The 21,830-nt window shown below is 40.9% G+C and carries 21 protein-coding genes; all 21 read left to right on the forward strand.

The annotated features are described in order from the left end of the window. Positions 1–133: 133 nt before the first annotated feature. The 21 genes from ACE15A_RS07845 to gndA all read left to right on the forward strand — a co-directional run bounded on the left by ACE15A_RS07845 (position 134) and on the right by gndA (position 21,664). Entirely contained in the window at positions 134–1,324 is a 1,191-nt protein-coding gene (locus ACE15A_RS07845; RefSeq protein ID WP_053510381.1) for a UDP-N-acetylglucosamine 4,6-dehydratase, read from the forward strand. Positions 1,325–1,339: 15 nt separating this feature from the next. Continuing rightward, the gene (locus ACE15A_RS07850; protein WP_053510379.1) at positions 1,340–2,491 is read left to right on the forward strand and encodes a LegC family aminotransferase; all 1,152 of its coding nucleotides are present in this window, start codon (positions 1,340–1,342) and stop codon (positions 2,489–2,491) included. Next, positions 2,488–3,654: a UDP-N-acetylglucosamine 2-epimerase gene (gene neuC / locus ACE15A_RS07855; RefSeq protein WP_053510377.1), complete on the forward strand. Its 1,167-nt coding sequence runs from the start codon at positions 2,488–2,490 to the stop codon at positions 3,652–3,654. The genes ACE15A_RS07850 and neuC overlap by 4 nt, the downstream gene beginning before the upstream one ends. A gap of 6 nt (positions 3,655–3,660) precedes the next feature. Beyond that, complete coding sequence (gene neuB, locus ACE15A_RS07860; protein WP_053510375.1) at positions 3,661–4,734, forward strand: N-acetylneuraminate synthase; 1,074 nt, start codon at positions 3,661–3,663, stop codon at positions 4,732–4,734. Continuing rightward, a complete protein-coding gene (locus ACE15A_RS07865) occupies positions 4,727–5,359 on the forward strand; it encodes an acetyltransferase (RefSeq protein WP_053510373.1) in 633 nt (210 codons plus the stop codon). Before neuB ends, ACE15A_RS07865 begins: the two co-directional genes overlap by 8 nt. A gap of 20 nt (positions 5,360–5,379) precedes the next feature. Continuing rightward, positions 5,380–6,435: a nucleotidyltransferase family protein gene (locus ACE15A_RS07870; protein ID WP_053510371.1), complete on the forward strand. Its 1,056-nt coding sequence runs from the start codon at positions 5,380–5,382 to the stop codon at positions 6,433–6,435. A gap of 5 nt (positions 6,436–6,440) precedes the next feature. Continuing rightward, positions 6,441–7,403: a Gfo/Idh/MocA family protein gene (locus ACE15A_RS07875; RefSeq protein ID WP_053510370.1), complete on the forward strand. Its 963-nt coding sequence runs from the start codon at positions 6,441–6,443 to the stop codon at positions 7,401–7,403. Between the two features lies 1 nt (position 7,404). Further along, on the forward strand, positions 7,405–8,091 hold the full coding sequence (locus tag ACE15A_RS07880; RefSeq protein ID WP_053510368.1) for a cytidylyltransferase domain-containing protein: 687 nt from the start codon (positions 7,405–7,407) through the stop codon (positions 8,089–8,091). A gap of 12 nt (positions 8,092–8,103) precedes the next feature. Further along, complete coding sequence (locus ACE15A_RS07885) at positions 8,104–8,865, forward strand: oxidoreductase (protein ID WP_053510366.1); 762 nt, start codon at positions 8,104–8,106, stop codon at positions 8,863–8,865. Between the two features lie 26 nt (positions 8,866–8,891). Next, positions 8,892–10,139 carry a lipopolysaccharide biosynthesis protein gene (locus ACE15A_RS07890; protein WP_053510364.1) on the forward strand — a complete coding sequence of 416 codons (1,248 nt, stop codon included), beginning with the start codon at positions 8,892–8,894 and terminating at the stop codon, positions 10,137–10,139. A 77-nt stretch (positions 10,140–10,216) separates the two neighbouring features. Beyond that, positions 10,217–11,503, forward strand: a complete 1,287-nt coding sequence (locus ACE15A_RS07895; RefSeq protein WP_129382394.1) for a polymerase — start codon at positions 10,217–10,219, stop codon at positions 11,501–11,503. 71 nt (positions 11,504–11,574) lie between these two features. Then, a complete protein-coding gene (locus ACE15A_RS07900; RefSeq protein WP_129382395.1) occupies positions 11,575–12,732 on the forward strand; it encodes a hypothetical protein in 1,158 nt (385 codons plus the stop codon). Beyond that, positions 12,719–13,852, forward strand: coding sequence for an N-acetyl sugar amidotransferase (locus tag ACE15A_RS07905; protein ID WP_053510357.1), 1,134 nt, complete (start codon positions 12,719–12,721; stop codon positions 13,850–13,852). The genes ACE15A_RS07900 and ACE15A_RS07905 overlap by 14 nt, the downstream gene beginning before the upstream one ends. Further along, positions 13,849–14,475 carry an imidazole glycerol phosphate synthase subunit HisH gene (gene hisH / locus ACE15A_RS07910; protein WP_053510355.1) on the forward strand — a complete coding sequence of 209 codons (627 nt, stop codon included), beginning with the start codon at positions 13,849–13,851 and terminating at the stop codon, positions 14,473–14,475. The genes ACE15A_RS07905 and hisH overlap by 4 nt, the downstream gene beginning before the upstream one ends. Further along, positions 14,468–15,259: an AglZ/HisF2 family acetamidino modification protein gene (locus ACE15A_RS07915; protein ID WP_053510353.1), complete on the forward strand. Its 792-nt coding sequence runs from the start codon at positions 14,468–14,470 to the stop codon at positions 15,257–15,259. The genes hisH and ACE15A_RS07915 overlap by 8 nt, the downstream gene beginning before the upstream one ends. Before the next feature lie 15 nt (positions 15,260–15,274). Next, entirely contained in the window at positions 15,275–16,309 is a 1,035-nt protein-coding gene (gene fnlA, locus ACE15A_RS07920) for a UDP-N-acetylglucosamine 4,6-dehydratase/5-epimerase (protein WP_053510350.1), read from the forward strand. 1 nt (position 16,310) lies between these two features. Beyond that, positions 16,311–17,414, forward strand: coding sequence for a capsular polysaccharide biosynthesis protein CapF (locus tag ACE15A_RS07925; protein WP_053510348.1), 1,104 nt, complete (start codon positions 16,311–16,313; stop codon positions 17,412–17,414). After that, positions 17,414–18,544 (forward strand): non-hydrolyzing UDP-N-acetylglucosamine 2-epimerase, encoded by a 1,131-nt coding sequence (wecB, locus tag ACE15A_RS07930; protein WP_053510346.1) that lies wholly within the window; start codon positions 17,414–17,416, stop codon positions 18,542–18,544. The genes ACE15A_RS07925 and wecB overlap by 1 nt, the downstream gene beginning before the upstream one ends. After that, a complete protein-coding gene (locus ACE15A_RS07935; RefSeq protein ID WP_053510344.1) occupies positions 18,544–19,755 on the forward strand; it encodes a glycosyltransferase family 4 protein in 1,212 nt (403 codons plus the stop codon). Before wecB ends, ACE15A_RS07935 begins: the two co-directional genes overlap by 1 nt. Continuing rightward, a complete protein-coding gene (locus ACE15A_RS07940) occupies positions 19,742–20,140 on the forward strand; it encodes a WbuC family cupin fold metalloprotein (protein ID WP_053510341.1) in 399 nt (132 codons plus the stop codon). Before ACE15A_RS07935 ends, ACE15A_RS07940 begins: the two co-directional genes overlap by 14 nt. A 117-nt stretch (positions 20,141–20,257) precedes the next feature. Continuing rightward, positions 20,258–21,664, forward strand: a complete 1,407-nt coding sequence (gene gndA / locus ACE15A_RS07945; protein WP_053510339.1) for an NADP-dependent phosphogluconate dehydrogenase — start codon at positions 20,258–20,260, stop codon at positions 21,662–21,664. Positions 21,665–21,830 lie beyond the last annotated feature (166 nt).

Here is a 21,830-nt window from a genome sequence, read left to right on the forward strand (position 1 = left end):
TATAGTGCACTGGTAGCTTTTAAGCCAGGGGCGGTAGCGTGCTTGGTCGCATCCACAAGTATTTTCACTAATGCTATTATAGCTTCGCCTCAATTGATTCAGATCTGCACGTAATTAAATGAAGAGTCATGACATGAACAATATTTTATCTCTCATTGGTCGCAACAAGGCATTGTTTACTGGAGATCTTGCCAAACATGAAAATAAATTGACCGACATCGTTTCTGAATCATCTTTTTTAGTATTAGGGGGGGCTGGATCAATTGGCCAAGCCGTCACTAAAGAAATTTTTAAACGTAATCCCAAGAAATTACATGTTGTAGATATTAGCGAAAATAACATGGTCGAGCTAGTGCGAGATATTCGCAGCCAGTTTGGTTATATTTTGGGTGATTTTCAGACGTTCGCACTTGATATTGGCTCATTAGAATACGATGCCTTTATTAAAGCTGATGGACAGTATGATTATGTGCTTAATTTATCTGCATTGAAACATGTACGCAGTGAAAAAGATCCCTTTACGTTGATGCGAATGATTGAAGTTAATATCCTTAATACTAATAAAACTATTGAGCAATCGTTCGCGTTGGGTACAAAAAAGTATTTTTGTGTTTCGACTGATAAAGCAGCTAACCCAGTAAATATGATGGGAGCATCAAAACGCATAATGGAAATGTTTTTAATGAGAAATAGTGAAAAAATAAACATTTCTACGGCTCGCTTTGCTAATGTTGCTTTTTCTGATGGCTCCTTACTGCATGGTTTCGAACAACGTCTGAATAAACAGCAACCTCTTGTTGCGCCTAATGATATCAAGCGTTATTTCGTTACTCCTCAGGAGTCGGGTGAGCTTTGTCTGATGTCCTGCATATTCGGTGAGAATCGTGACATATTCTTCCCTAAACTTAGTGAAAGCTTGCATTTAATAAGCTTTGCTGATATTGCTGAACGCTACCTCAGACAGCATGGTTATCAGTCATATTTATGCCAAACTGAAGATGAAGCCCGCGAACTGGCAAAAACGCTTCCTGCACGGGGACAATGGCCTTGTCTGTTTACATCCAGTGACACGACCGGTGAAAAAGATTTCGAGGAATTTTATACTTCGACAGAAATTCTCGATATGGATCGCTTTGATAATTTAGGTATTATACAAAATGAACTTGATTATGATGAGTCACTACTGGCTCACTTTGAGCAAGAGATTATTCGCATGACGACTGCGCTTGAGTGGACTAAAAATGATATTGTTAAATTATTCTTTGAGATGATTCCTGATTTTTGTCACAAAGAAACCGGGAAGTATCTGGACAGCAAAATGTGATAAAGGCATGTCGGTATGAAAATGGATTCAATTGTAGATTTTGTCCGCAGCATATATAACACTCATGAATTTATTCCACTTCATGCGCCAGTTTTTGATGGAAATGAAAAAGCCTATATTCTTGATACTATCGAAAGTACGTTCGTTTCAAGTGTAGGTAAGTTTGTTGGCGACTTTGAACGTAAAGTAGAAAAATTTACTGGTTCTCCGCAGGCCGTAGCGACAGTAAATGGAACCGCAGCGCTAAGTGCTGCATTATATCTCGCAGGTGTAAAGCGCAATGATCTGGTAATTACTCAGGCGCTAACCTTTGTAGCAACTTGTAATGCACTGTTTCATTTAGGCGCGGAGCCTGTTTTTGTAGATATTTCTCCTGTCAGTTTAGGTTTATGTCCAGTGGCACTAGATGCTTGGTTGACGGAATATGCAGACCCTATTGAAGGTGGGTGTGTACATAAAGTTACGCGTCAACCAATCCGCGCAATTGTCCCGATGCATACTTTTGGTCATCCGGTAGAATTGGATGAAATAATCGCCGTTTCTCAAAAATGGCAGATTGCGCTGATTGAGGATGCTGCTGAAAGCCTTGGTTCTTGGTATAAAAACCAGCATACAGGTACGCTTGGCGAATACGGCGCGCTGAGCTTCAATGGTAATAAAATTATCACTACTGGTGGCGGTGGCATGGTGCTATGTAAAACTCCTGAGGCGGGTGTTCGTGCGAAACATGTCACGACTACAGCGAAAATTCCTCATCCTTATGAGTTTTATCATGATGAGCCTGGCTTCAATTATCGTATGCCGAATTTAAATGCGGCGTTAGGTTGCGCACAGATCGAGCGCCTTGAGTTGTTCCTTGAACAAAAACGCCGTCTCGCTATGCGTTACGAAACATTTTTTGCCGGATCGGAGTTCCAGTTTGTTAAGGAGCCCGCTTACGGTAAATCTAACTACTGGTTAAATGCTGTTATTTGTGAAAATCCTGAAGCCAGACAGGAACTGCTGTCACATATGAATGCAGCTAAAGTTATGGCCAGGCCTATCTGGAAACTTATGCACCGCTTGCCAATGTTTAGTGGAGCAATGCGGGATGATTTACATCATTCGGAATATATTGAAAGCCGACTGGTTAATTTGCCAAGTTCTCCGAGTGCTTTTTTGTCATGAGACCGCAAGTTATAAAAAAGGTCGCTGTCTTTACCGGTACGAGAGCAGAATATGGTTTGCTGTATTGGTTGTTGAAAGATATACAAAGCGATAGTGAGCTTAAATTGCAACTACTTGTTAGTGGTATGCATCTCTCCCCTGAGTTCGGTCTTACTTGGCAGCAGATTGCCGATGATGGTTTCGTTATTGATGAAAAAATAGAAATTCTGCTGTCATCCGATACTCCTGTAGGTACTGCAAAAAGTATAGGATTGGGTATTCTTGGGTTTGCAGATGCGTTATCGCGACTTAAACCTGATGTGTTAGTGCTTTTAGGCGATCGTTTCGAAGCGTTGGCCGCTGCACAAACAGCGATGATCCTTCGTATTCCTATATTGCATTTACATGGAGGAGAAATTACCGAAGGGGCCTATGATGATGCGATTCGTCATGCTATCACTAAACTTAGTTACCTCCATTGTACTTCAACTGAAGAGTATCGCCTGCGAGTAATTCAACTCGGTGAAGCGCCGTGTAGGGTAGAAAATGTTGGGGCTATTGGGCTCGATTACATAAGACGTGGCACTTTTATGACAATTTCTGAATTGGCATCGTCACTTAATTTTCCCCTTCGAAAACCATATGTTGTCGTGACCTACCATCCGGTGACTTTGGGAAATGAGCCGCCTGAAGCCAGTTTCCAGGCGTTGCTTGATGCCTTGGATTCGTTCCCTAAGTATCAGGTCATTCTCACTTGGCCCAATGCGGACGATGGTGGGCGGAAGATTATTCCTATGTTAGAAAACTATGCTAGGCAGCGAGCCTCTAGGGTTCTGGCCATCCCCTCTCTAGGACAGGTTCGGTATTTAAGTGCCATTAAGCATGCCGCAGCTGTTATTGGTAATTCATCCAGCGGCATTATTGAGGCCCCGGCTTTTGACGTTCCGACGGTCAATATTGGAGAACGGCAGAAAGGAAGATTGGCTGCAAAAAGTGTGCTTAATTGTCCAGCACAGAGTAAGGCAATAGTGACTACTATTCAGAAGGCCTTTGCTCGTGAGTACAAATCTGTGGGGGAAGTTGTTTACAACCCATACGGTCAGGGCGACGCGAGTGCACGAATCATTAAGATGATTAAGTCCCTTGAGTTTGTTCCTGTAAAAACATTTTACGATATTGAGTGACTTGATATGACACTGATTATTGCTGAAGCAGGGGTTAACCATAACGGCGATGAAAAATTGGCGTTTAAGCTGGTTGAAGCAGCGTACAAAGCTGGCGCTGATATTGTTAAATTTCAGACTTTCAAGGCGAAGAATTTAGTGACTGCTGATGCAGAGCAGGCAAAATACCAACAGGTAAATACCAAAAAACAAGAATCACAGTTAGCAATGCTTAGTAGGCTAGAGCTCTCATGGGAAACTCACCACGGACTGGTAAAATATTGTGAAGAGCTCGGGATCGAATTCTTGTCTACCGCATTTGATTCAGAGAGCCTTAATTTTCTGGTTAATGATCTGGGTATTAAGCGTTTAAAGTTACCTTCCGGTGAGTTGACAAATGCGCCATTAGTACTTGAACATGCCAGAACTGGCTGCGATATGATTATATCAACAGGTATGGCAACATTGGCCGAAATTGAAGCCGCACTTGGTGTTATTGCCTTTGGCTATACTGCGGCGGATGACGCTGTACCCGGTCGTGAAGCCTTTGAGGAGGCTTATGCCTCAAACGCAGGCCAACAAGCATTAAAAGAAAAAGTGATTATTCTGCATTGTACAACTGAATATCCCGCGCCTATTAATGAAATTAATCTTCGAGTGATGGATACACTACGTTCTGCGTTCGGTTTACCCGTAGGTTATTCTGATCATAGTGAAGGTATTATTATTCCTGTTGCTGCAGTTGCCCGCGGCGCGGTAGTGATTGAAAAACACTTTACGCTTGATAAGAATATGGACGGTCCGGACCATAAAGCCTCGCTAGAACCCGATGAACTGAATGCGATGATACGTGCTGTGCGACAGGTTGATATGGCATTAGGAGGCAGCATCAAGTCACCAACAGTATCAGAGGTGAAAAATAAAGTTATTGCGCGTAAAAGTCTGGTTGCTGCAAAAGCGATTGCTAAAGGTGAGGCATTCAATAATATTAATCTAACAATAAAACGTCCGGGGAAAGGAATGTCACCTTATCAATATTGGAATTTGCTAGGTAAAACATCCAGTAAAAGCTATGCAGCTGGAGATTTAATTCTTGAGTAAGCCGCTTATTATTATTGGTGGCGGGGGGCACGCCAGTGTACTAGTAGCCATTCTTAAGAAGCAGCATCGAGATATTCTGGCGATTATCAGTCCGGACGACATATCAGGGCGAGCGAGTATAGCTGATCTCCCTCACCTTTGTGACGATGAAGAAATTGTACGTTTTGCAACGGAGGACGTTGAATTAGTCAATGCCATCGGCGTAGTTCCGGGATCTTCGCTGCGCCGTAAGGTCAGTGAATATTTCCTCAGCAAAGGATATCGTTTCGCGACTGTCATTTCCGAAGATGCGACTGTGTCAGATTTTGCCGTTATTCATAACGGAGCACAGATTCTGACGCGAGCAATTATTCAGCCAGGCGTAATTATCGGTTCTCATTCAATTATAAACACAGCGGCCGTTATTGAACATGATTGTCGTATTGGCTCATACAACTTCATCGCACCTGGAGCAACTTTGTGTGGTGATGTTCTAACCAGAGATAATGTCTTTATTGGCGCAGGAGCTACAATTATTCCTGGTATACACCTTGATAAGAGCGCTTTTGTTGCTGCAGGTGCTGTCCTGGTGAATTCGTTGGGGGCAGGGGAAAAATGCTATCCAGTGAAAACTATAATTAAATAGTTACAGATGAAAGGTGGAAGATGACGCATCAATGGCAGAATGTGCTTATTGGACCAGACAGTACGATACGTGAAGCGCTGGAGGTCATTAACCATGAGGCGCTGAAAATTGTTTTAGTTGTGGATAAAGAACAGAAGTTACTTGGCGTAATCACTGATGGTGATATCCGTAGAGGCTTGTTAAACAACCTTGATCTCCAGGCGTTTGTTCCACAGGTGATGAATCCATCGCCAGTTGTAGCTAGCGGTGAAATGTCCGCCCAAGAATTGAGCAGAATTATGTCTGAGACCGGGATCACTGCGGTTCCTGTTGTGAAAGATGGAAGGGTTATAGGCCTAAAGACGCTTCAATTTATTAATGAAAATAAAAGATACGATAATCCCGTTTTTATTATGGCAGGTGGTTTTGGGACGAGACTACGACCATTAACCGACAATTGTCCAAAACCTATGTTAAAAATTGGTGATAAGCCGATATTGGAAACACTTATTCGCAGTTTTGTTAAAGCTGGCTTCAGTAATCTTTATATTTCAACACATTACATGCCAGAAGTTATCCGTGATTATTTTGGTGATGGTGAAGCATTCAATGCTCAAATTCACTATGTCCATGAAGATAAACCTTTGGGCACAGGTGGAGCTTTGGGGTTGCTCCCTGAATCGTTATCTGCTGACCTGCCACTGATTATGATGAATGGTGATATTCTTACAAATGTCGATTTTGAGTGTTTGTTGAAATTCCATAACGAAAGCCAGGCTGATGCTACATTATGTGTACGTGAATATGATTACCAGATCCCGTATGGTGTGATTAAAGGCAACGGTAGTAGAATTATATCTATGGAAGAGAAGCCGGTTCATCATTTCTTTGTTAATGCTGGAATCTACGTCATTTCTCCAGCTATTTTCAAGAGTGTTGGCAAGAACCAACATATCGATATGCCAACTCTACTCGAACAATATATACAAAAAAATAGCAATGTTTTAATGTTTCCAATACATGAATACTGGCTGGATATTGGGCGTATGGATGATTTTAAGCGTGCTCAGGCGGATATTTTTTCACTGGGGTTATAATAGTCATGAAGAATATTGCTGTTATCGGATTAGGAAGTATTGCCGCCCGACATCGCCGAAATCTGAAGTTATTATTTCCACAGGCATTAATATATGCCATTTCGGCTTCAGGAAGAAACGTAACATATCCTGTTAGCGATTGTGATAGGATAGCTAGTTCGATTGAGCAACTGACCGGGCTTGTTGATATGGCTATTATTGCTTCGCCAGCAACTAAGCATGCTGAACATGCGATCCCTTTTATTGCAGCAAACATACCTGTCTTAATCGAAAAGCCGATTGTTGCTTCAGTTGAGGATGCTCAACGTTTGATCGAGGCCAGCAGAAAGTACAAAACCCCTGTTGCTGTTGGTTATTGTCTGCGCTATATGCCTTCTGCCCGCATGACCCAGCAAGCCTTGGCAAAAGGTCTTGCTGGTCAATTATTAAATGCCAATATTTGTATTGGCCAGTATTTACCAGATTGGCGGGCTACAAAGGATTATAGAGACAGTGTCTCTGTAAGTAAGTTTCTTGGTGGTGGGGCATTGCTGGAGCTTAGTCATGAGTTCGACTATACAAGGTGGATGTTGGGAGAGTTGCGCATACATAATGCAATTATCCGTAACTCTGGTACGTTGAACATTGAAGTTGAGGACCTTGTTGATGTTGTTGCGATGACAAACCAACAGGCTGTGATCCATCTTCATTTGGACTTTTTACAACGTAAAGCATATCGACATTGCAATTTTATTGGAACAAAGGGGCGGATTGAGTGGGATTTGATACTCAATCAAGTATTACTACATACAGAGGAAGGGACCGAGACGCTTTATAGCGATGTTGCTTACGATAAAAATGAGATGTATTTGGATATGCTTAGAGATTTTATTCAGTTCATAGTGGGGCGGCCACACCAATGTATTCTTGTAAATGATGCGGTTGCCACAATTGAACTAATCGAGAAAATTAAAAACGTTGCTGGTTAATATGAAAAATTTTGCTTTCATCTTTGCCCGAGGGGGATCTAAAGGGTTACCGGGTAAGAATATTATGATTTTGTCAGGTAAACCTCTATTGCATTACTCAATTGAAACAGCAAAAATGTGCTCATTAATTGCTGAAGTGTTTGTCTCTACCGACGATAAAAATATTAAGCAGGCTGCCCTTGACGCTGGTGCTATCGTTATTGACAGGCCTGAAGAGCTTGCAGGTGATGGCAGTCCGGAATGGTTAGCATGGCGACATGCTATTAAGTGGGTGAATGAGCGCTACGGGGATTTTGATAATTTTGTTAGCCTTCCTGCTACCAGTCCGCTACGGGCGGTTAAAGATGTCGAGGATGCGATTTACAAGCGGAATGAGATGATGGCTGATATTTGCATTTCAGTAACGCCCTCAAGTCGAAGCCCCTATTTTAATATGGTCAAAATAAATAACGCAGGTTTAGCTGAACTTGTCATCAAGCCTTCAGGGGATGTCGTTCGTCGACAGGATGCCCCAGAGATTTTTGATATCACGACGGTCGTCTATGTTGCTTCCCCGCAATTTATTAATGAACATTATGGCCTGTTTTCAGGAAAAGTAACATCAATAGTTATTCCCAAAGAGCGGGCTGTCGATATAGATGATATCTACGATTTTTATATGGCCGAAATCTTACTTCATTCTCACTAATAGCTATGTAATATGTTAAATAATAAAAAAATATTGATTATGGGTGCTGGCGGACTGCTTGGCTCTCATCTGGTGCAGGAATGCCTTGCACAAAATGCTATGGTAATCGCTATTGATTCGAAACTAGAGCAAGCCAAATCAAAACTTGAAGGTATAGGTGTTAATTATCGGCACAGTTCGCTTGACTGTCGATCTCTTGATGTGACAAATGAATTCGCAGTAAAGAATTTTTTCGCTAGTCTGGATCACATCGATGGCGCGGTAAATGCAACTTATCCCAGAAATAAGAAATATGGTGCACATTTTTTTGATGTAACAATGTCAAGCTTTAATGACAACCTTGCCTTGCATTTAGGAAGTTCATTTCTATTTACGCAACAATGTGCAAACTGGTTCAGAAAGCATCAGATACCACTATCAGTTGTTAATATCTCATCTATATATGGAGTCATTGCGCCGAAGTTTGAGATCTACAAAAACACGTTGATGACTATGCCTGTAGAATATGCGGCTATCAAATCAGCACTTCTTCATTTAAATAAGTATGTTGTTGCTTACGTTAACGATAGCCGTTTCCGTATTAATGCGGTTAGTCCAGGTGGGATTTTCGATAATCAACCGGAAGTATTTTGCGAGGCTTATAAGCATCATACTAATGGTATGGGAATGTTGCCCGTATCAGATATTATAGGTTCAATTATATTTTTGCTTTCAGATAATGCAAAGTATGTTACAGGACAAAATATAGTCGTTGATGACGGTTTTTCTTTATAAGTAATTATTTGGCATATTTTTTCTTTATGAAAAATAAGAAATTTATTCATTGTTTCTCCGTCATATTGCGAGCAGCTACTCTATTCAGCAAATTTGCACTAGTAATTATGCTCGCAAAGTTGATTCCTGGGGGAGATGTTGGCCTATATGGATTACTGAGTGCTGCAATAGGTTATGCGATATTTATTGTTGGATTCGAATTTTATACTTACAGTACTCGTGAAATGATTGCCTATCCGCGAGAGCAATGGGGATGGATGCTGAAAAATCAAATCGTACTGACCATTTCAGTATATATCATGTTTCTTCCTTTACTATATTTCCTCTATTATTTAGGTATTTTGCCTGTGGGGACTGAGTTTTGGTTTATTGCGTTGCTTATAGTCGAATATGTATCGCAGGAAATTAATAGGGTGTTAATTACTGGGCGGAATTACTTATTAGCAAGTATTATTCTGTTCCTACGTCAGGGGATATGGTGTTGGGTTGTCGTTGCCATTATGCTTATGATGCCATCGCTGCGAAATGTATATACTGTTTTGATTGTATGGTTGGTGGCTTCAGGTGCAGCATGTATAATCGGCGGTATTTATATTTTTCAGTTTACTCATAAATATAAAGGGCAAGGAATCAACTGGCAATGGATTAAGAAGGGGTTGAAGCTGTCGTTACCAATGCTAATGGCAGCACTGGCAATACGAGGAATCTTTACCTTTGATCGTTTTGCTATTAAAGATATAGGTGGTTTGGATGTGTTGGGGGCTTATGTATTTTTTGCCAGTATGGCATCGGCAGTTCAATCATTTTTAGATACAATTGTTATTTCTTTCGCTTTTCCTGAACTAAGCAAACTAGCCGCTGAAAAGAAACATGAAGAATTTTGGATTACGTTTAAAAGATTTTTACTTAAAACTTTTTTGATGAGTATATTTCTTTGTATCTGTTGTTGGCTGTCAGGGTTAATTGTGCTTCATTGGCTTAATAACCAAATTTATGATAGAAGTTATTCTCTATTTATATTTTTGATATTTTCGACGCTTATATATTGTCTAAGCCTTATCCCTCATCTTGGGTTATATGCATTACGAGAGGATACGGTTATTATTAAAAGTCAGGTTGTGTCATTAATAGTTTTTATAGGAGCGATAATCATATCGATAATGTTAGAGGAGCTATATATGGTAATGGTAGGCATGATATTAAGCTTTTCTGTTTTACTTCTATGGAAAAGTATTATGCTGTTTAGCAAAAGAAAAATACTTTGCGCAGAGTAAGCGTATGTTAGGTTTTGGATATGAAAACTTAATTATCAGTGACTATTTATTATATTAAATGCTATTTAGGGGGATGTGTGATTTATCGGTTTGCTATTTTAATAGTCATTGTTATATTAGGTATTATTTCTATTGCAACAGCTTATGCCATTGGCGCACCAACTTCTATATTTTTTTATATTTTTTATATTGTATTGTTTATTTTTTATCCCCCTAAATATGTAATATCACCACTCACGATCCTTTATGTTTACTATGGCTTATGGTTCTTATTAGCTCCACTTTTTGCTCAGCGTTATGTGGGTATTAACAACGAGTTATCTTATTCATATTCTTTTATTTTGCTTTCGGTTACTTTTGGTATTGGCGTAATATTTCTTTATGATAAAAAAGATTTTAGACATTTTTCAGATTCTACAATTAGCAGTAAAAATGTTCGGATACCATCCAAAAAAACACTGTTACTCTTATTTTTAATATCAACCTTATTTGTTATATTGATTGTGGCAAATTCTGGCGGAATTGATAAATGGATTCATTCGCCCGGTGATGCTTTTCTGAATCGCAGCGGTTCAGGGGTATATGTTGTTGGTAGTCATTTTTCATCATTAGCATTAGCTGCACTCTGTGGCTACCATGCTTTCGTTACCCGTCAAAAAAAGATCTTGTGCTTATTTATATTATGGTTGTTGCTGACATCCCCTGTGCATGGAAGTAAGTTTCAAATTTCGCTTTTATTAATTATGTCGTTACTTCCATGGTTAAAGGAATTACGTTTCTATAGTAGGGGAACTTTGATCTTAGGGATAGCTCTTCTCGGGATCCTGTTTCTTGGGCTTTATTTTCGCAATATATCTTGGATGACATGGCATGATCTAGTTCCCTACACTCTAAATTACTTTGACACGCTTGATAACTTAGCGCTGTCTTTGAAGGAATTATCTCCTGGATTAAATAAAACATTTTTTATGCCTTTTAATAAATTGCTTACTCCTTTCGGAAATGATGGCGGTATCATATTTTACGATATGAGTCAGTGGCTAACTTCGATCTACGATCCTGACGCATGGAAAATAAGAGCAACAATACAGTTTCCTGTTGAAACTGACATGTATCTTAATTTTTATTTTTATCTTGGAATTCCTATATTAATGTCTTTTTTCTTTTTTATTGCAAGGATATATTCAGCAGCTCATAGTAAACAACATTTGGGTGCATGGTTTGCGGCAATGCTAATGACATTATTTATGATTTCACATTTGCGGGGTAGCATTTATAACCATACTGATTTTTATATGTATCCCTATATTGCAGTGATGTTCTTCCTTTTCAGGAAGTATAAATTTCCATCGAAACGGATGTGAGTATAATGAGGGTGTTGAAGAGATATATAGATTTGTGTCTAAAATGCATTCGCAATGAATCAGATATTGATATGTACCTCACGCCAGTTGAATACAGAGGATCAAAGTTTTTTCCTAAAATACCTAAAGTTTCACGATGGATTGTCTACTGGGAAAAAAGAAAGATAACTTTTCTATTAGGTTATTACATTCTGGTGATAGTATGGTTCTTAGGCGTCGGTGTTTTGTATATTCTGGCAAAGCATATGGTGTACCTTTTTAATAAAATATTCGGTGATGGCTTTTCAAATGATGTATTTGGAAAAATAAATGCTGTTATTTTCTTAGAGAGTAATACAATTGGATATATTAAAGAGTCGACAAAAGAAAATACACCACTTATATGGTTGATCCCGCCGAAGTATAAAAAAGAACGTGCAAGTTCTTTTTCGGAGCAGGATATATATATAGATGTTGAGTCAGTTGTTTCCTTTAAAGATATTTTATTCAATTTATTTGTGTGTATTTATGTACTCTACAGATATGCAATTAAAAGTAAGTTACAGATATATGCTATGCCAGATTGTTTACTCACTAGTTTAGCTTTAGAAAAATTAAACATTGTTACGCTGACATGTACCGCACACTTTGATAGATGGGCTGTAATGGCAAATGAGTTTTGTAAAAAGAAAAATATTAATTATCGTTTTGTACAGCATGGCTCAATTAAAGGGATTACAGTTAAAAGTAATCAACATTGTTATGTAACAAATAAACTTACAACAGTTAAGGAATTAGTTGCTTATGATGATATTGAAGCAGATTTACTACTTAAACATATAATAGCACCTGAGAATAAACTTATCTGTATTAACTATATTAAGCCTAGTTTTAGTGTTTCAGTTAATATTAAGGGGGATATTTTATTTATTGGACACCCTCTATATGAAAAACTACATATTGCCATTTATAATTCTTTATCCGCGGAAAATTTTGAAATTTACTATAAGCCACATCCTAAAGCACCATCATCGGCTAAGGCAACCGCTATTGGCTGGCATTTTATTAATGATGTACATGTTTTTCCAAATGTCACATGTGTTATCTCATACCATTCTACGTTAGCATTAATGTATGAAGAAATCGGGGTAAAAACTTTCATCCATGAGTGTATGGAAGTTAACTCTTCCGACTATGTTTATTTTATTTGTAAAATTAGAGAGTCTCTGAGGCGTCATGACTACTACTGAATATAAAATTTGTAAGCACTGTGTAATGGACTCGTCAGATCCACATATACATTTCGATTCTGATGGTCGCTGTGATTATTGCCATAATTATGAATATAATATTAAACCTAATTGGAAAGTAGATGATGTAGCCCTGAAAGTTCTTACTGATACGATTAAGAAAGATGGTGAAAATAAAGATTTTGACTGCATTATTGGTCTCTCTGGTGGACTTGATAGTTCTTATGCCGCTTATGTTGCAAAAGAAAAAATGGGCTTGCGACCATTGTTATTTCATGTTGATGCGGGTTGGAATACTGATCAGGCTGTGAGTAATATTGAAAAACTAATTGAAGGATTAGAACTTGAACTTTATACAGAAGTGGTTAACTGGGAGGAGATGAAAGATCTGCAGCTTTCATTCTTGAAAGCGGGTATCCCTGATCAGGATTTGGTGCAGGATGCGGCTTTCTTTTCCGCACTTTATAAATTTGCCCATGAACATAAAGTCAAACATGTCATCACTGGATCAAATTTTTCTACCGAATGTTGTCGAGAACCAGAAGAGTGGGGCGGCTATTTAGGTATTGATAAGTTACTGTTTAATGACATTCATAACCGGTTTGGCACGAGAGAGTTAGAAACTTTTCCGTTAATTGATATTATGGTTTACAAACTATACTACCAAAAAATACTAGGTATGAAGGTACACCATCCGCTCAATCTGGTACCTTTCAATAAGGAGGATGCAGAAAATGAGCTTGAGCAAAAATTTGGCTGGCAACGTTTCCAGCATAAACACCATGAGTCGCGTTTTACACGTTTTTACGAAGACTACTGGCTTCCACGACGTTTTGGGTTTCATAAGCGGCGTGCCCATTTCTCAAGCCTTATATTGACCGGACAGATGACCCGTGAGGCTGCACTTGAACGATTGGCACACCCAGAGATGAGTGAACATTTTCTGGAACAGGAATTTGAATATGTTGCTCATAAATTAGGCATCACCGTTAAAGAGTTACAGCAGCTATTTGAACAGCCGAAGAAAACCTACCGCAATTATAAAAATAAACGCTGGCTCATTGGTCTTGGTGCCAACATTTTGCGTAAATTAGGTATGGAAAAGAGGTTCTTCCGGTGATCAAGCTTATTAATTATGGTGTAGGCAATATTCAGGCTTTTCTTAATATTTTTAAACTGCTAGGGATTCATGCTGAAGCTGTTTCGACTCCAGAGGCCTTACAGGGGGCAACCCATCTGATTCTGCCTGGTGTTGGTGCGTTTGATAATGCGATGACACAGTTTAATCAGTCTGGTTTACGTGATCGTGTCGAACAATTAGTACTCGCTGATAAGATTCCTATTATCGGTATCTGTGTTGGCATGCAAATGCTTGCCAGCGGTAGTGAGGAGGGAAGAATGGCTGGACTCAACTGGATCCCTGGTCAAGTCCGCAGTTTCACGTCTAACCCGCAGAGCCAGAAACTTCCAATGCCGCATATGGGCTGGAACGATGTGAAACCGTGTACAGACTCTGTCTTGACAAGCAATTTCATCGCTGAGCCGAAGTTCTATTTTTTACACTCATACTATTTTGACTGCGCGGATAAAAATGATGTTATCGCGACGGCTGAATACGGATTTGAATTTGACTGCATTGTTGGGAGAAAGAACATTTTTGGTATCCAGTGTCATCCTGAAAAGAGTCACTCCACAGGTTTGACGTTGTTAAGGAATTTTTCTGAGATTGGTAATCATGCTTAGACCTCGCATTATTCCCTGCTTATTGATCCATAATGGAGGGTTGGTCAAAACTGTCGGCTTTGGTTCGCCAAAGTATGTAGGCGATCCGATCAATGCAGTAAAAATATTTAATGAAAAGGAGGCTGATGAGCTGATGGTACTGGATATTGATGCCAGTGCTGCATCGCGTGAGCCCGACTATGCGTTGATTAAGAAACTTGCAGCGGAGTGCCGCATGCCTTTGTGTTATGGTGGCGGGATCAAAACGGTCGAGCAAGCCGATCGGATTATTTCGCTAGGTGTTGAGAAAGTTTCATTGAGTTCGGTGGCAATTGATAATCCTCAATTAATTACCGAACTTGCTCAGGCAATTGGTCGCCAGAGTGTTGTTGTTGTACTGGATGTTCGAAAGAAAAAGGGCCTTTTTTCTAAGGGGTATGAGCTTACCAGCATCAATAATATCCGAAGCCATAAGCAAGATCCGTTGGGGGTTGCTATAGAACTGGAAAAAGCTGGTGCCGGAGAAATAGTTATTAACTCGGTTGATAACGATGGTGTTATGAAAGGGTATGATCTTGAGTTCGCGAAGAGAGTGAAGTCTGCTCTACATGTCCCTACGACTTTTTTAGGTGGTGCAGGCACGCACGAGCATCTCAGTGAACTGATTACTCACTGTGGCCTTGTGGGTGCGGCTGCTGGCAGCCTATTTGTTTTTAAGGGTAAATATCGTGCTGTATTGATCAATTACCCAACAGCGGAGCAGAAGGACCAGATCTATTTACCGTCCATGCAAAAACAGATTTGATAGAAAGGATTTATGATGTTTAAAGATAAAACACTGCTGATTACGGGTGGAACAGGGTCTTTTGGTAATGCTGTATTGAATCGCTTTCTTTCTACAGATATAAAAGAAATCCGCATTTTCTCTCGCGATGAAAAGAAACAAGATGATATGCGGAAAAAATATAATAATCAGAAGTTAAAGTTTTATATCGGTGATGTCAGAGATTATCGTAGCATTTTGAATGCAACTCGTGGTGTTGATTTTATATACCATGCAGCGGCGCTTAAGCAGGTGCCATCATGTGAATTCCATCCAATGGAAGCTGTTAAAACTAATGTGCTCGGCACAGAGAACGTACTCGAAGCTGCTATCGCTAATGAAGTAAAACGAGTTGTTTGCTTAAGTACTGACAAAGCAGTTTATCCTATCAATGCCATGGGAATTTCAAAGGCAATGATGGAGAAAGTGATGGTCGCAAAATCACGTAACGTAAATAGTAATAAAACGGTGATCTGTGGTACACGCTATGGCAACGTGATGGCTTCTCGTGGTTCGGTGATTCCTTTATTTGTTGATCTCATAAAAGCGGGTAGGCCACTGACAATTACCGATCCAAACATGACTCGCTTTATGATGACTCTTGAAGATGCAGTTGATCTTGTACTTTATGCATTTGAACATGGTAATAATGGTGATATCTTCGTACAGAAGGCCCCTGCTGCTACGATTGATACATTAGCAATTGCACTGAAAGAACTCTTGAACGTTGAGCGTCATCCAGTTAATGTTATCGGTACTCGCCATGGCGAGAAGTTATATGAAGCTTTACTTAGTCGCGAAGAGATGATTGCAGCTATTGATATGGGGGATTATTACCGTGTTCCACCAGATCTGCGTGATCTTAATTACGGGAAATATGTAGAACAGGGTGATAGTCGTATCTCGGTTGTTGAAGATTATAACTCCCATAATACACAGCGACTGGATGTAGAAGGAATGAAAACTCTGCTTCTTAAATTACCGTTTATTCGCGCACTGTGTGCAGGTGAAAATTACGATCTGGAAGCCTGATATGAAAATCCTGATTACTGGTGCTGATGGTTTTATTGGACGTAACTTGTGCTTGCGTCTTCAGGAAAAGGGGGATGTTGACCTTATTAAGATTGATCGTGATTCAAGTACTATTGAGCTTGAAATAGGCCTGCAAGAAGCCGATTTTATTTATCATCTCGCTGGTATCAATCGACCTAAAAATATTGAAGAGTTTATTGAAGGTAACAGAAATCTGACTCAACAGATTGTTGATTTTCTGTTAGTGAATCAGAAAAAAACTCCTATTATGATTAGTTCCTCTATCCAGGCAGGGCTAGATAATGCATATGGTCAGAGTAAAGCAGCAGCTGAAAAACAGATTGAACGTTATGCGGCAAAAAGTGGAGCTGCATATTTTATCTACCGGTATCCAAATGTTTTCGGAAAATGGTGCAAACCAAACTATAACTCGTTCGTAGCTACTTTTTGTCATAACATTGCCAATGATGTTGACATTACCATCAATGACCCAGCAGCATCGGTAAGCTTGGTTTACATCGATGACGTTTGTACTCATGCGTTAAAGCTTCTTACAGGAACGGTTGATAGCGGATATAAAGACGTTGCTCCGATTTATTCAACAACAGTTGGGGAGGTAGCAGAGTTAATTTATCGCTTCAAAGAAAGTCGTTCTACTCTTATCACTGAAGCTGTTGGCACTGGATTCACTCGTGCATTGTATTCGACGTGGTTAAGCTATTTGCCTACCGACAAGTTTACTTATACAGTGCCATTCAATGGTGATAGCCGTGGTATCTTTTGTGAAATGTTAAAAACACCGTCATCGGGGCAGTTTTCCTTTTTCACAGCACATCCAGGGATCACGCGAGGTGGGCATTATCACCACACTAAAAATGAAAAGTTTCTCGTCATTCGTGGGCAGGCCAGATTCAAATTTGAGCACGTTATTACCGGTGAGCGTTATGAACTAAACGTTTCATTCGATGAATTTAAAATTGTTGAAACAGTTCCTGGTTGGACACATGATATCACGAATATTGGCAATGATGAATTGGTAGTTATGCTCTGGGCAAACGAAATTTTCAATCGTGATGAGCCTGATACTATTGCGAGAGCTCTATAATGAAAAAATTAAAAATTATGTCTGTGGTTGGGACTCGTCCGGAAATTATTCGGTTATCACGCGTTTTGGCTAAACTTGATGAGCATTGCGAGCATATACTTGTTCATACTGGTCAAAACTACGATTATGAATTAAATGAAGTATTCTTTAACGACCTTGGTGTCCGCAAGCCAGATTATTTTTTAAACGCCGCAGGGAAAAATGCAGCTGCGACCATTGGCCAGGTTATCATTAAAGTTGATGAGGTATTAGAATCCGAAAAGCCTGAAGCAATGTTGGTGCTGGGCGATACAAATTCCTGTATTTCAGCTATCCCTGCCAAGCGTCGTAAGGTGCCTATTTTCCATATGGAAGCTGGGAACCGTTGCTTCGATCAGCGCGTACCTGAGGAAACTAACCGACGCATTGTCGACCATACTGCCGACATCAATATGACCTATAGCGATATTGCACGTGAATATCTATTGGCTGAAGGGATCGCAGCGGACCGGATCATTAAAACCGGTAGTCCTATGTTTGAGGTACTTTCTTACTACATGCCCCAAATCGATGGTTCAGATGTTCTCTCTCGCTTGAATCTACGTGCCGGTGAATTTTTTGTTGTGAGTGCGCATCGAGAAGAAAATGTCGATTCTCCGAAGCAACTCGTCAAGCTTGCAAAGATTCTAAACACTATTGCTGAAAAATATAATCTTCCGGTTATCGTTTCTACACATCCGCGGACGCGTAATCGTATTAATGAGCAAGGGATTGAATTCCACCCAAATATTAATCTACTGAAGCCGTTGGGTTTCCACGATTACAACCACTTGCAGAAGAATTCTCGTGCTGTATTGTCAGACAGCGGTACGATCACAGAAGAATCATCCATCATGAATTTTCCAGCGGTAAACATTCGGGAAGCTCATGAGCGCCCAGAGGGCTTTGAGGAAGCATCTGTCATGATGGTGGGGCTAGAATGCGAACGTGTACTTCAGGCTTTGGAGATTCTGGCAACGCAGCCTCGTGGAGCGACCCGTCTTTTACGACAAGTCAGTGACTACAGTATGCCGAATGTATCGGATAAAGTTGTTAGAATCGTTCACTCTTATATAGATTACGTCAAGAGAGTTGTCTGGAAAGAATATTGATGAAACTTGCTCTAATCATAGATGATTACCTACCAGATAGTACCCGTGTTGGCGCAAAAATGTTTCATGAACTGGCCCAAGAATTTATTCAGCGTGGGCATGATGTTACGGTGATTTATCCTGATAGTAGTCTGCAAGAAAAGATTTTGTTTGACTCGTTTCAGGGGGTTAAAACGTGGCGCTTCAAAAGCGGGTCCCTCAAGGATGTGAGCAAAATTCAGAGAGCCATCAATGAGACGCTTTTGTCGTATCGAGCATGGAATGCTATCAAAAACCAGATAAAAGAAGAAACTTTTGATGGCGTGGTTTATTATTCACCTTCCATATTTTGGGGGCATCTGGTTAAGAAAATTAAAACCCGTTGCCAATGCCCGGCTTATCTCATTTTGAGGGACATGTTCCCTCAATGGGTGATTGATGCAGGAATGCTGAAAGCGGGTTCCCCAATTGAGCTTTATTTTCGTTTCTTCGAAAGATCATCCTATCGTCAGGCAAACCGTATTGGGCTCATGTCTGAAAAGAATCTTGATATTTTTCGGATAACTCACAGAGGTTATCCTTGCGAGGTTCTACGTAACTGGGCATCACTTACGCCGACGGTATTGTCCCGGGATTATGTGCCATTGCGTAAGCGTCTTGGCCTTGAAGATAAAGTTATTTTCTTCTATGGCGGAAATATAGGTCATGCCCAGGATATGGCGAATCTGATGCGTCTTACGCGAAGTATGGCAGAACATCCGCAAGCTCATTTTCTGTTTATTGGTCAGGGGGACGAAGTCGAATTAATCAACTCTTTAGCTTCTGAGTGGGGGCTATCGAATTTTACGTATTTGGCCTCTGTGGATCAGGATGAATTTAAGCTAATTCTGTCGGAAATGGATATAGGCCTGTTTTCACTTTCCGCCAGACACTCTTCCCACAATTTCCCTGGTAAGTTATTAGGCTACATGGTTCAGTCGCTACCTATATTAGGTAGCGTGAATGCCGGAAATGATTTGCTTGATATCGTTAATCAAAATAATGCAGGGCTAATACATATTAATGGTGAAGATGATAAGCTTTATCATTCCGCACTGTTATTGCTTCAAGATATTAATGTACGACGTAAGCTTGGGATGGGCTCGAATACATTATTGAAAGAACAGTTCTCTGTTGAATCTGCTGCACAGACGATAGAAATGAGGCTGGAGGCATGTAATGCGATTAATTGATAATGACCAGCTCGAGTCATTATATAAACAGGCAGCGCAATCAGATCGCCTGCGTGCTCACCTTTTGTTGCATCGTTCTCATCAGGAGAGGGTACAACGACTGCTTATTGCTTTGGTCAAGGGGAGCTATGTAGAACCTCACTACCATGAACTACCTCATCAGTGGGAAATGTTTATCGTCATGGCAGGGCAGCTTCAGGTCTGCTTGCATGGAAAAGATGGAAAGGTCATTAAGCAATTTGTTGTCGGAGACGATAGCGGAATAAGTGTAGTGGAGTTTTCTCCAGGGGACATACATAGCGTTTTATGCATGTCTCAACGGGCACTTATGTTGGAAGTGAAAGAGGGACCTTTTGACCCATCTTTTGCTAAAGCGTTTATTTAATGCCGGTTTGAAACGCAATCTTCCGCTATCTACCGAGGCCAATTCTGAGTTAACATCTAAGCCACATTTCAAGCTGCGCCCTCGTCGCGCGGTGACCACACCTGACAGGAGTATGTAATGTCCAAGCAACAGATCGGCGTCGTCGGTATGGCAGTGATGGGGCGCAACCTCGCGCTCAACATCGAAAGCCGTGGTTATACCGTCTCCGTTTTCAACCGCTCCCGTGAAAAGACCGAAGAAGTGATTGCCGAGAATCCCGGCAAAAAGCTGGTGCCTTATTACACGGTGAAAGAGTTTGTTGAATCCCTTGAAACGCCTCGTCGTATCCTGTTAATGGTGAAAGCAGGCGCAGGTACTGACGCAGCCATCGATTCGCTGAAACCGTATCTGGAAAAAGGCGATATCATTATTGACGGCGGCAACACTTTCTTCCAGGACACGATCCGTCGCAATCGTGAGCTGTCTGCGGAAGGTTTTAACTTTATCGGTACCGGTGTTTCCGGTGGCGAAGAGGGCGCGCTGAAAGGGCCATCCATTATGCCTGGCGGTCAGAAAGACGCCTATGAACTGGTGGCGCCGATCCTGACGAAGATTGCTGCCGTGGCAGAAGATAGCGAACCGTGCGTGACCTATATCGGTGCGGATGGTGCTGGTCACTACGTCAAGATGGTCCACAATGGTATTGAATATGGCGATATGCAGCTTATTGCCGAAGCGTATTCGTTGCTGAAAGGAGGCCTGAACCTCAGCAATGAAGAGCTGGCGAGCACCTTTACTGAGTGGAATAACGGCGAGCTGAGCAGTTATCTGATCGACATCACTAAAGACATCTTCACTAAAAAAGATGAAGACGGAAACTACCTGGTGGATGTCATTCTGGATGAAGCTGCCAACAAAGGGACCGGTAAATGGACCAGCCAGAGCGCGCTGGATCTTGGCGAACCGCTGTCGCTGATTACCGAATCCGTCTTTGCGCGTTACATCTCTTCGCTGAAAGCGCAACGTGTTGCCGCATCTAAAGTGCTCTCTGGGCCGAAAGCGCAGCCGGCGGGTGACAAAGCGGAATTTATCGAGAAAGTGCGTCGCGCGCTGTATCTTGGCAAGATCGTCTCCTATGCGCAGGGCTTCTCGCAGCTACGCGCCGCGTCTGATGAATATCACTGGGATCTCAACTACGGCGAGATCGCTAAAATTTTCCGTGCGGGCTGTATCATTCGCGCTCAATTCCTGCAAAAGATCACCGATGCTTACGCAGAAAACGCCGGTATTGCCAATCTGCTGTTAGCGCCTTACTTCAAGAAAATTGCTGACGAGTACCAGCAGGCGCTGCGCGATGTCGTGGCTTACGCGGTGCAGAACGGCATTCCGGTGCCGACATTCTCTGCAGCGGTGGCCTACTATGACAGCTATCGCGCCGCAGTACTGCCAGCTAACCTGATTCAGGCGCAGCGTGACTACTTTGGTGCGCACACCTATAAGCGTACTGATAAAGAAGGCATTTTCCATACCGAATGGTTGGAATAATTTCTGCAAGGATGTTTAAGCCCGGTTAAATACCGGGCTTTTTTTTATCTCTATTCTTATTGATTTATCGTGTTTGCTTAATATTAACTTAATAATCTGTGTTTATCGTAATGAAGATAATCTGAATTGTTTTCGTCTGCGTTGCAGTTTATTTACTCAGGCGTTA

Origin of the sequence: Salmonella sp. HY31, from assembly GCF_042604575.1 — a bacterium.
Classification (GTDB): Bacteria; Pseudomonadota; Gammaproteobacteria; order Enterobacterales; family Enterobacteriaceae; genus Salmonella; species Salmonella diarizonae.

Bases quoted from the DNA above. Each gene is read 5' to 3' on its own strand.
- ACE15A_RS07845 (WP_053510381.1), top strand. From the start codon at position 134: ATGAACAATATTTTATCTCTCATTGGTCGCAACAAGGCATTGTTTACT.
- ACE15A_RS07850 (WP_053510379.1), top strand. From the start codon at position 1,340: ATGAAAATGGATTCAATTGTAGATTTTGTCCGCAGCATATATAACACT.
- neuC (WP_053510377.1), top strand. From the start codon at position 2,488: ATGAGACCGCAAGTTATAAAAAAGGTCGCTGTCTTTACCGGTACGAGA.
- neuB (WP_053510375.1), top strand. From the start codon at position 3,661: ATGACACTGATTATTGCTGAAGCAGGGGTTAACCATAACGGCGATGAA.
- ACE15A_RS07870 (WP_053510371.1), top strand. From the start codon at position 5,380: ATGACGCATCAATGGCAGAATGTGCTTATTGGACCAGACAGTACGATA.
- ACE15A_RS07875 (WP_053510370.1), top strand. From the start codon at position 6,441: ATGAAGAATATTGCTGTTATCGGATTAGGAAGTATTGCCGCCCGACAT.
- ACE15A_RS07880 (WP_053510368.1), top strand. From the start codon at position 7,405: ATGAAAAATTTTGCTTTCATCTTTGCCCGAGGGGGATCTAAAGGGTTA.
- ACE15A_RS07885 (WP_053510366.1), top strand. From the start codon at position 8,104: ATGTTAAATAATAAAAAAATATTGATTATGGGTGCTGGCGGACTGCTT.
- ACE15A_RS07890 (WP_053510364.1), top strand. From the start codon at position 8,892: ATGAAAAATAAGAAATTTATTCATTGTTTCTCCGTCATATTGCGAGCA.
- ACE15A_RS07900 (WP_129382395.1), top strand. From the start codon at position 11,575: ATGTACCTCACGCCAGTTGAATACAGAGGATCAAAGTTTTTTCCTAAA.
- ACE15A_RS07905 (WP_053510357.1), top strand. From the start codon at position 12,719: ATGACTACTACTGAATATAAAATTTGTAAGCACTGTGTAATGGACTCG.
- ACE15A_RS07915 (WP_053510353.1), top strand. From the start codon at position 14,468: ATGCTTAGACCTCGCATTATTCCCTGCTTATTGATCCATAATGGAGGG.
- fnlA (WP_053510350.1), top strand. From the start codon at position 15,275: ATGTTTAAAGATAAAACACTGCTGATTACGGGTGGAACAGGGTCTTTT.
- ACE15A_RS07925 (WP_053510348.1), top strand. From the start codon at position 16,311: ATGAAAATCCTGATTACTGGTGCTGATGGTTTTATTGGACGTAACTTG.
- wecB (WP_053510346.1), top strand. From the start codon at position 17,414: ATGAAAAAATTAAAAATTATGTCTGTGGTTGGGACTCGTCCGGAAATT.
- ACE15A_RS07935 (WP_053510344.1), top strand. From the start codon at position 18,544: ATGAAACTTGCTCTAATCATAGATGATTACCTACCAGATAGTACCCGT.
- ACE15A_RS07940 (WP_053510341.1), top strand. From the start codon at position 19,742: ATGCGATTAATTGATAATGACCAGCTCGAGTCATTATATAAACAGGCA.
- gndA (WP_053510339.1), top strand. From the start codon at position 20,258: ATGTCCAAGCAACAGATCGGCGTCGTCGGTATGGCAGTGATGGGGCGC.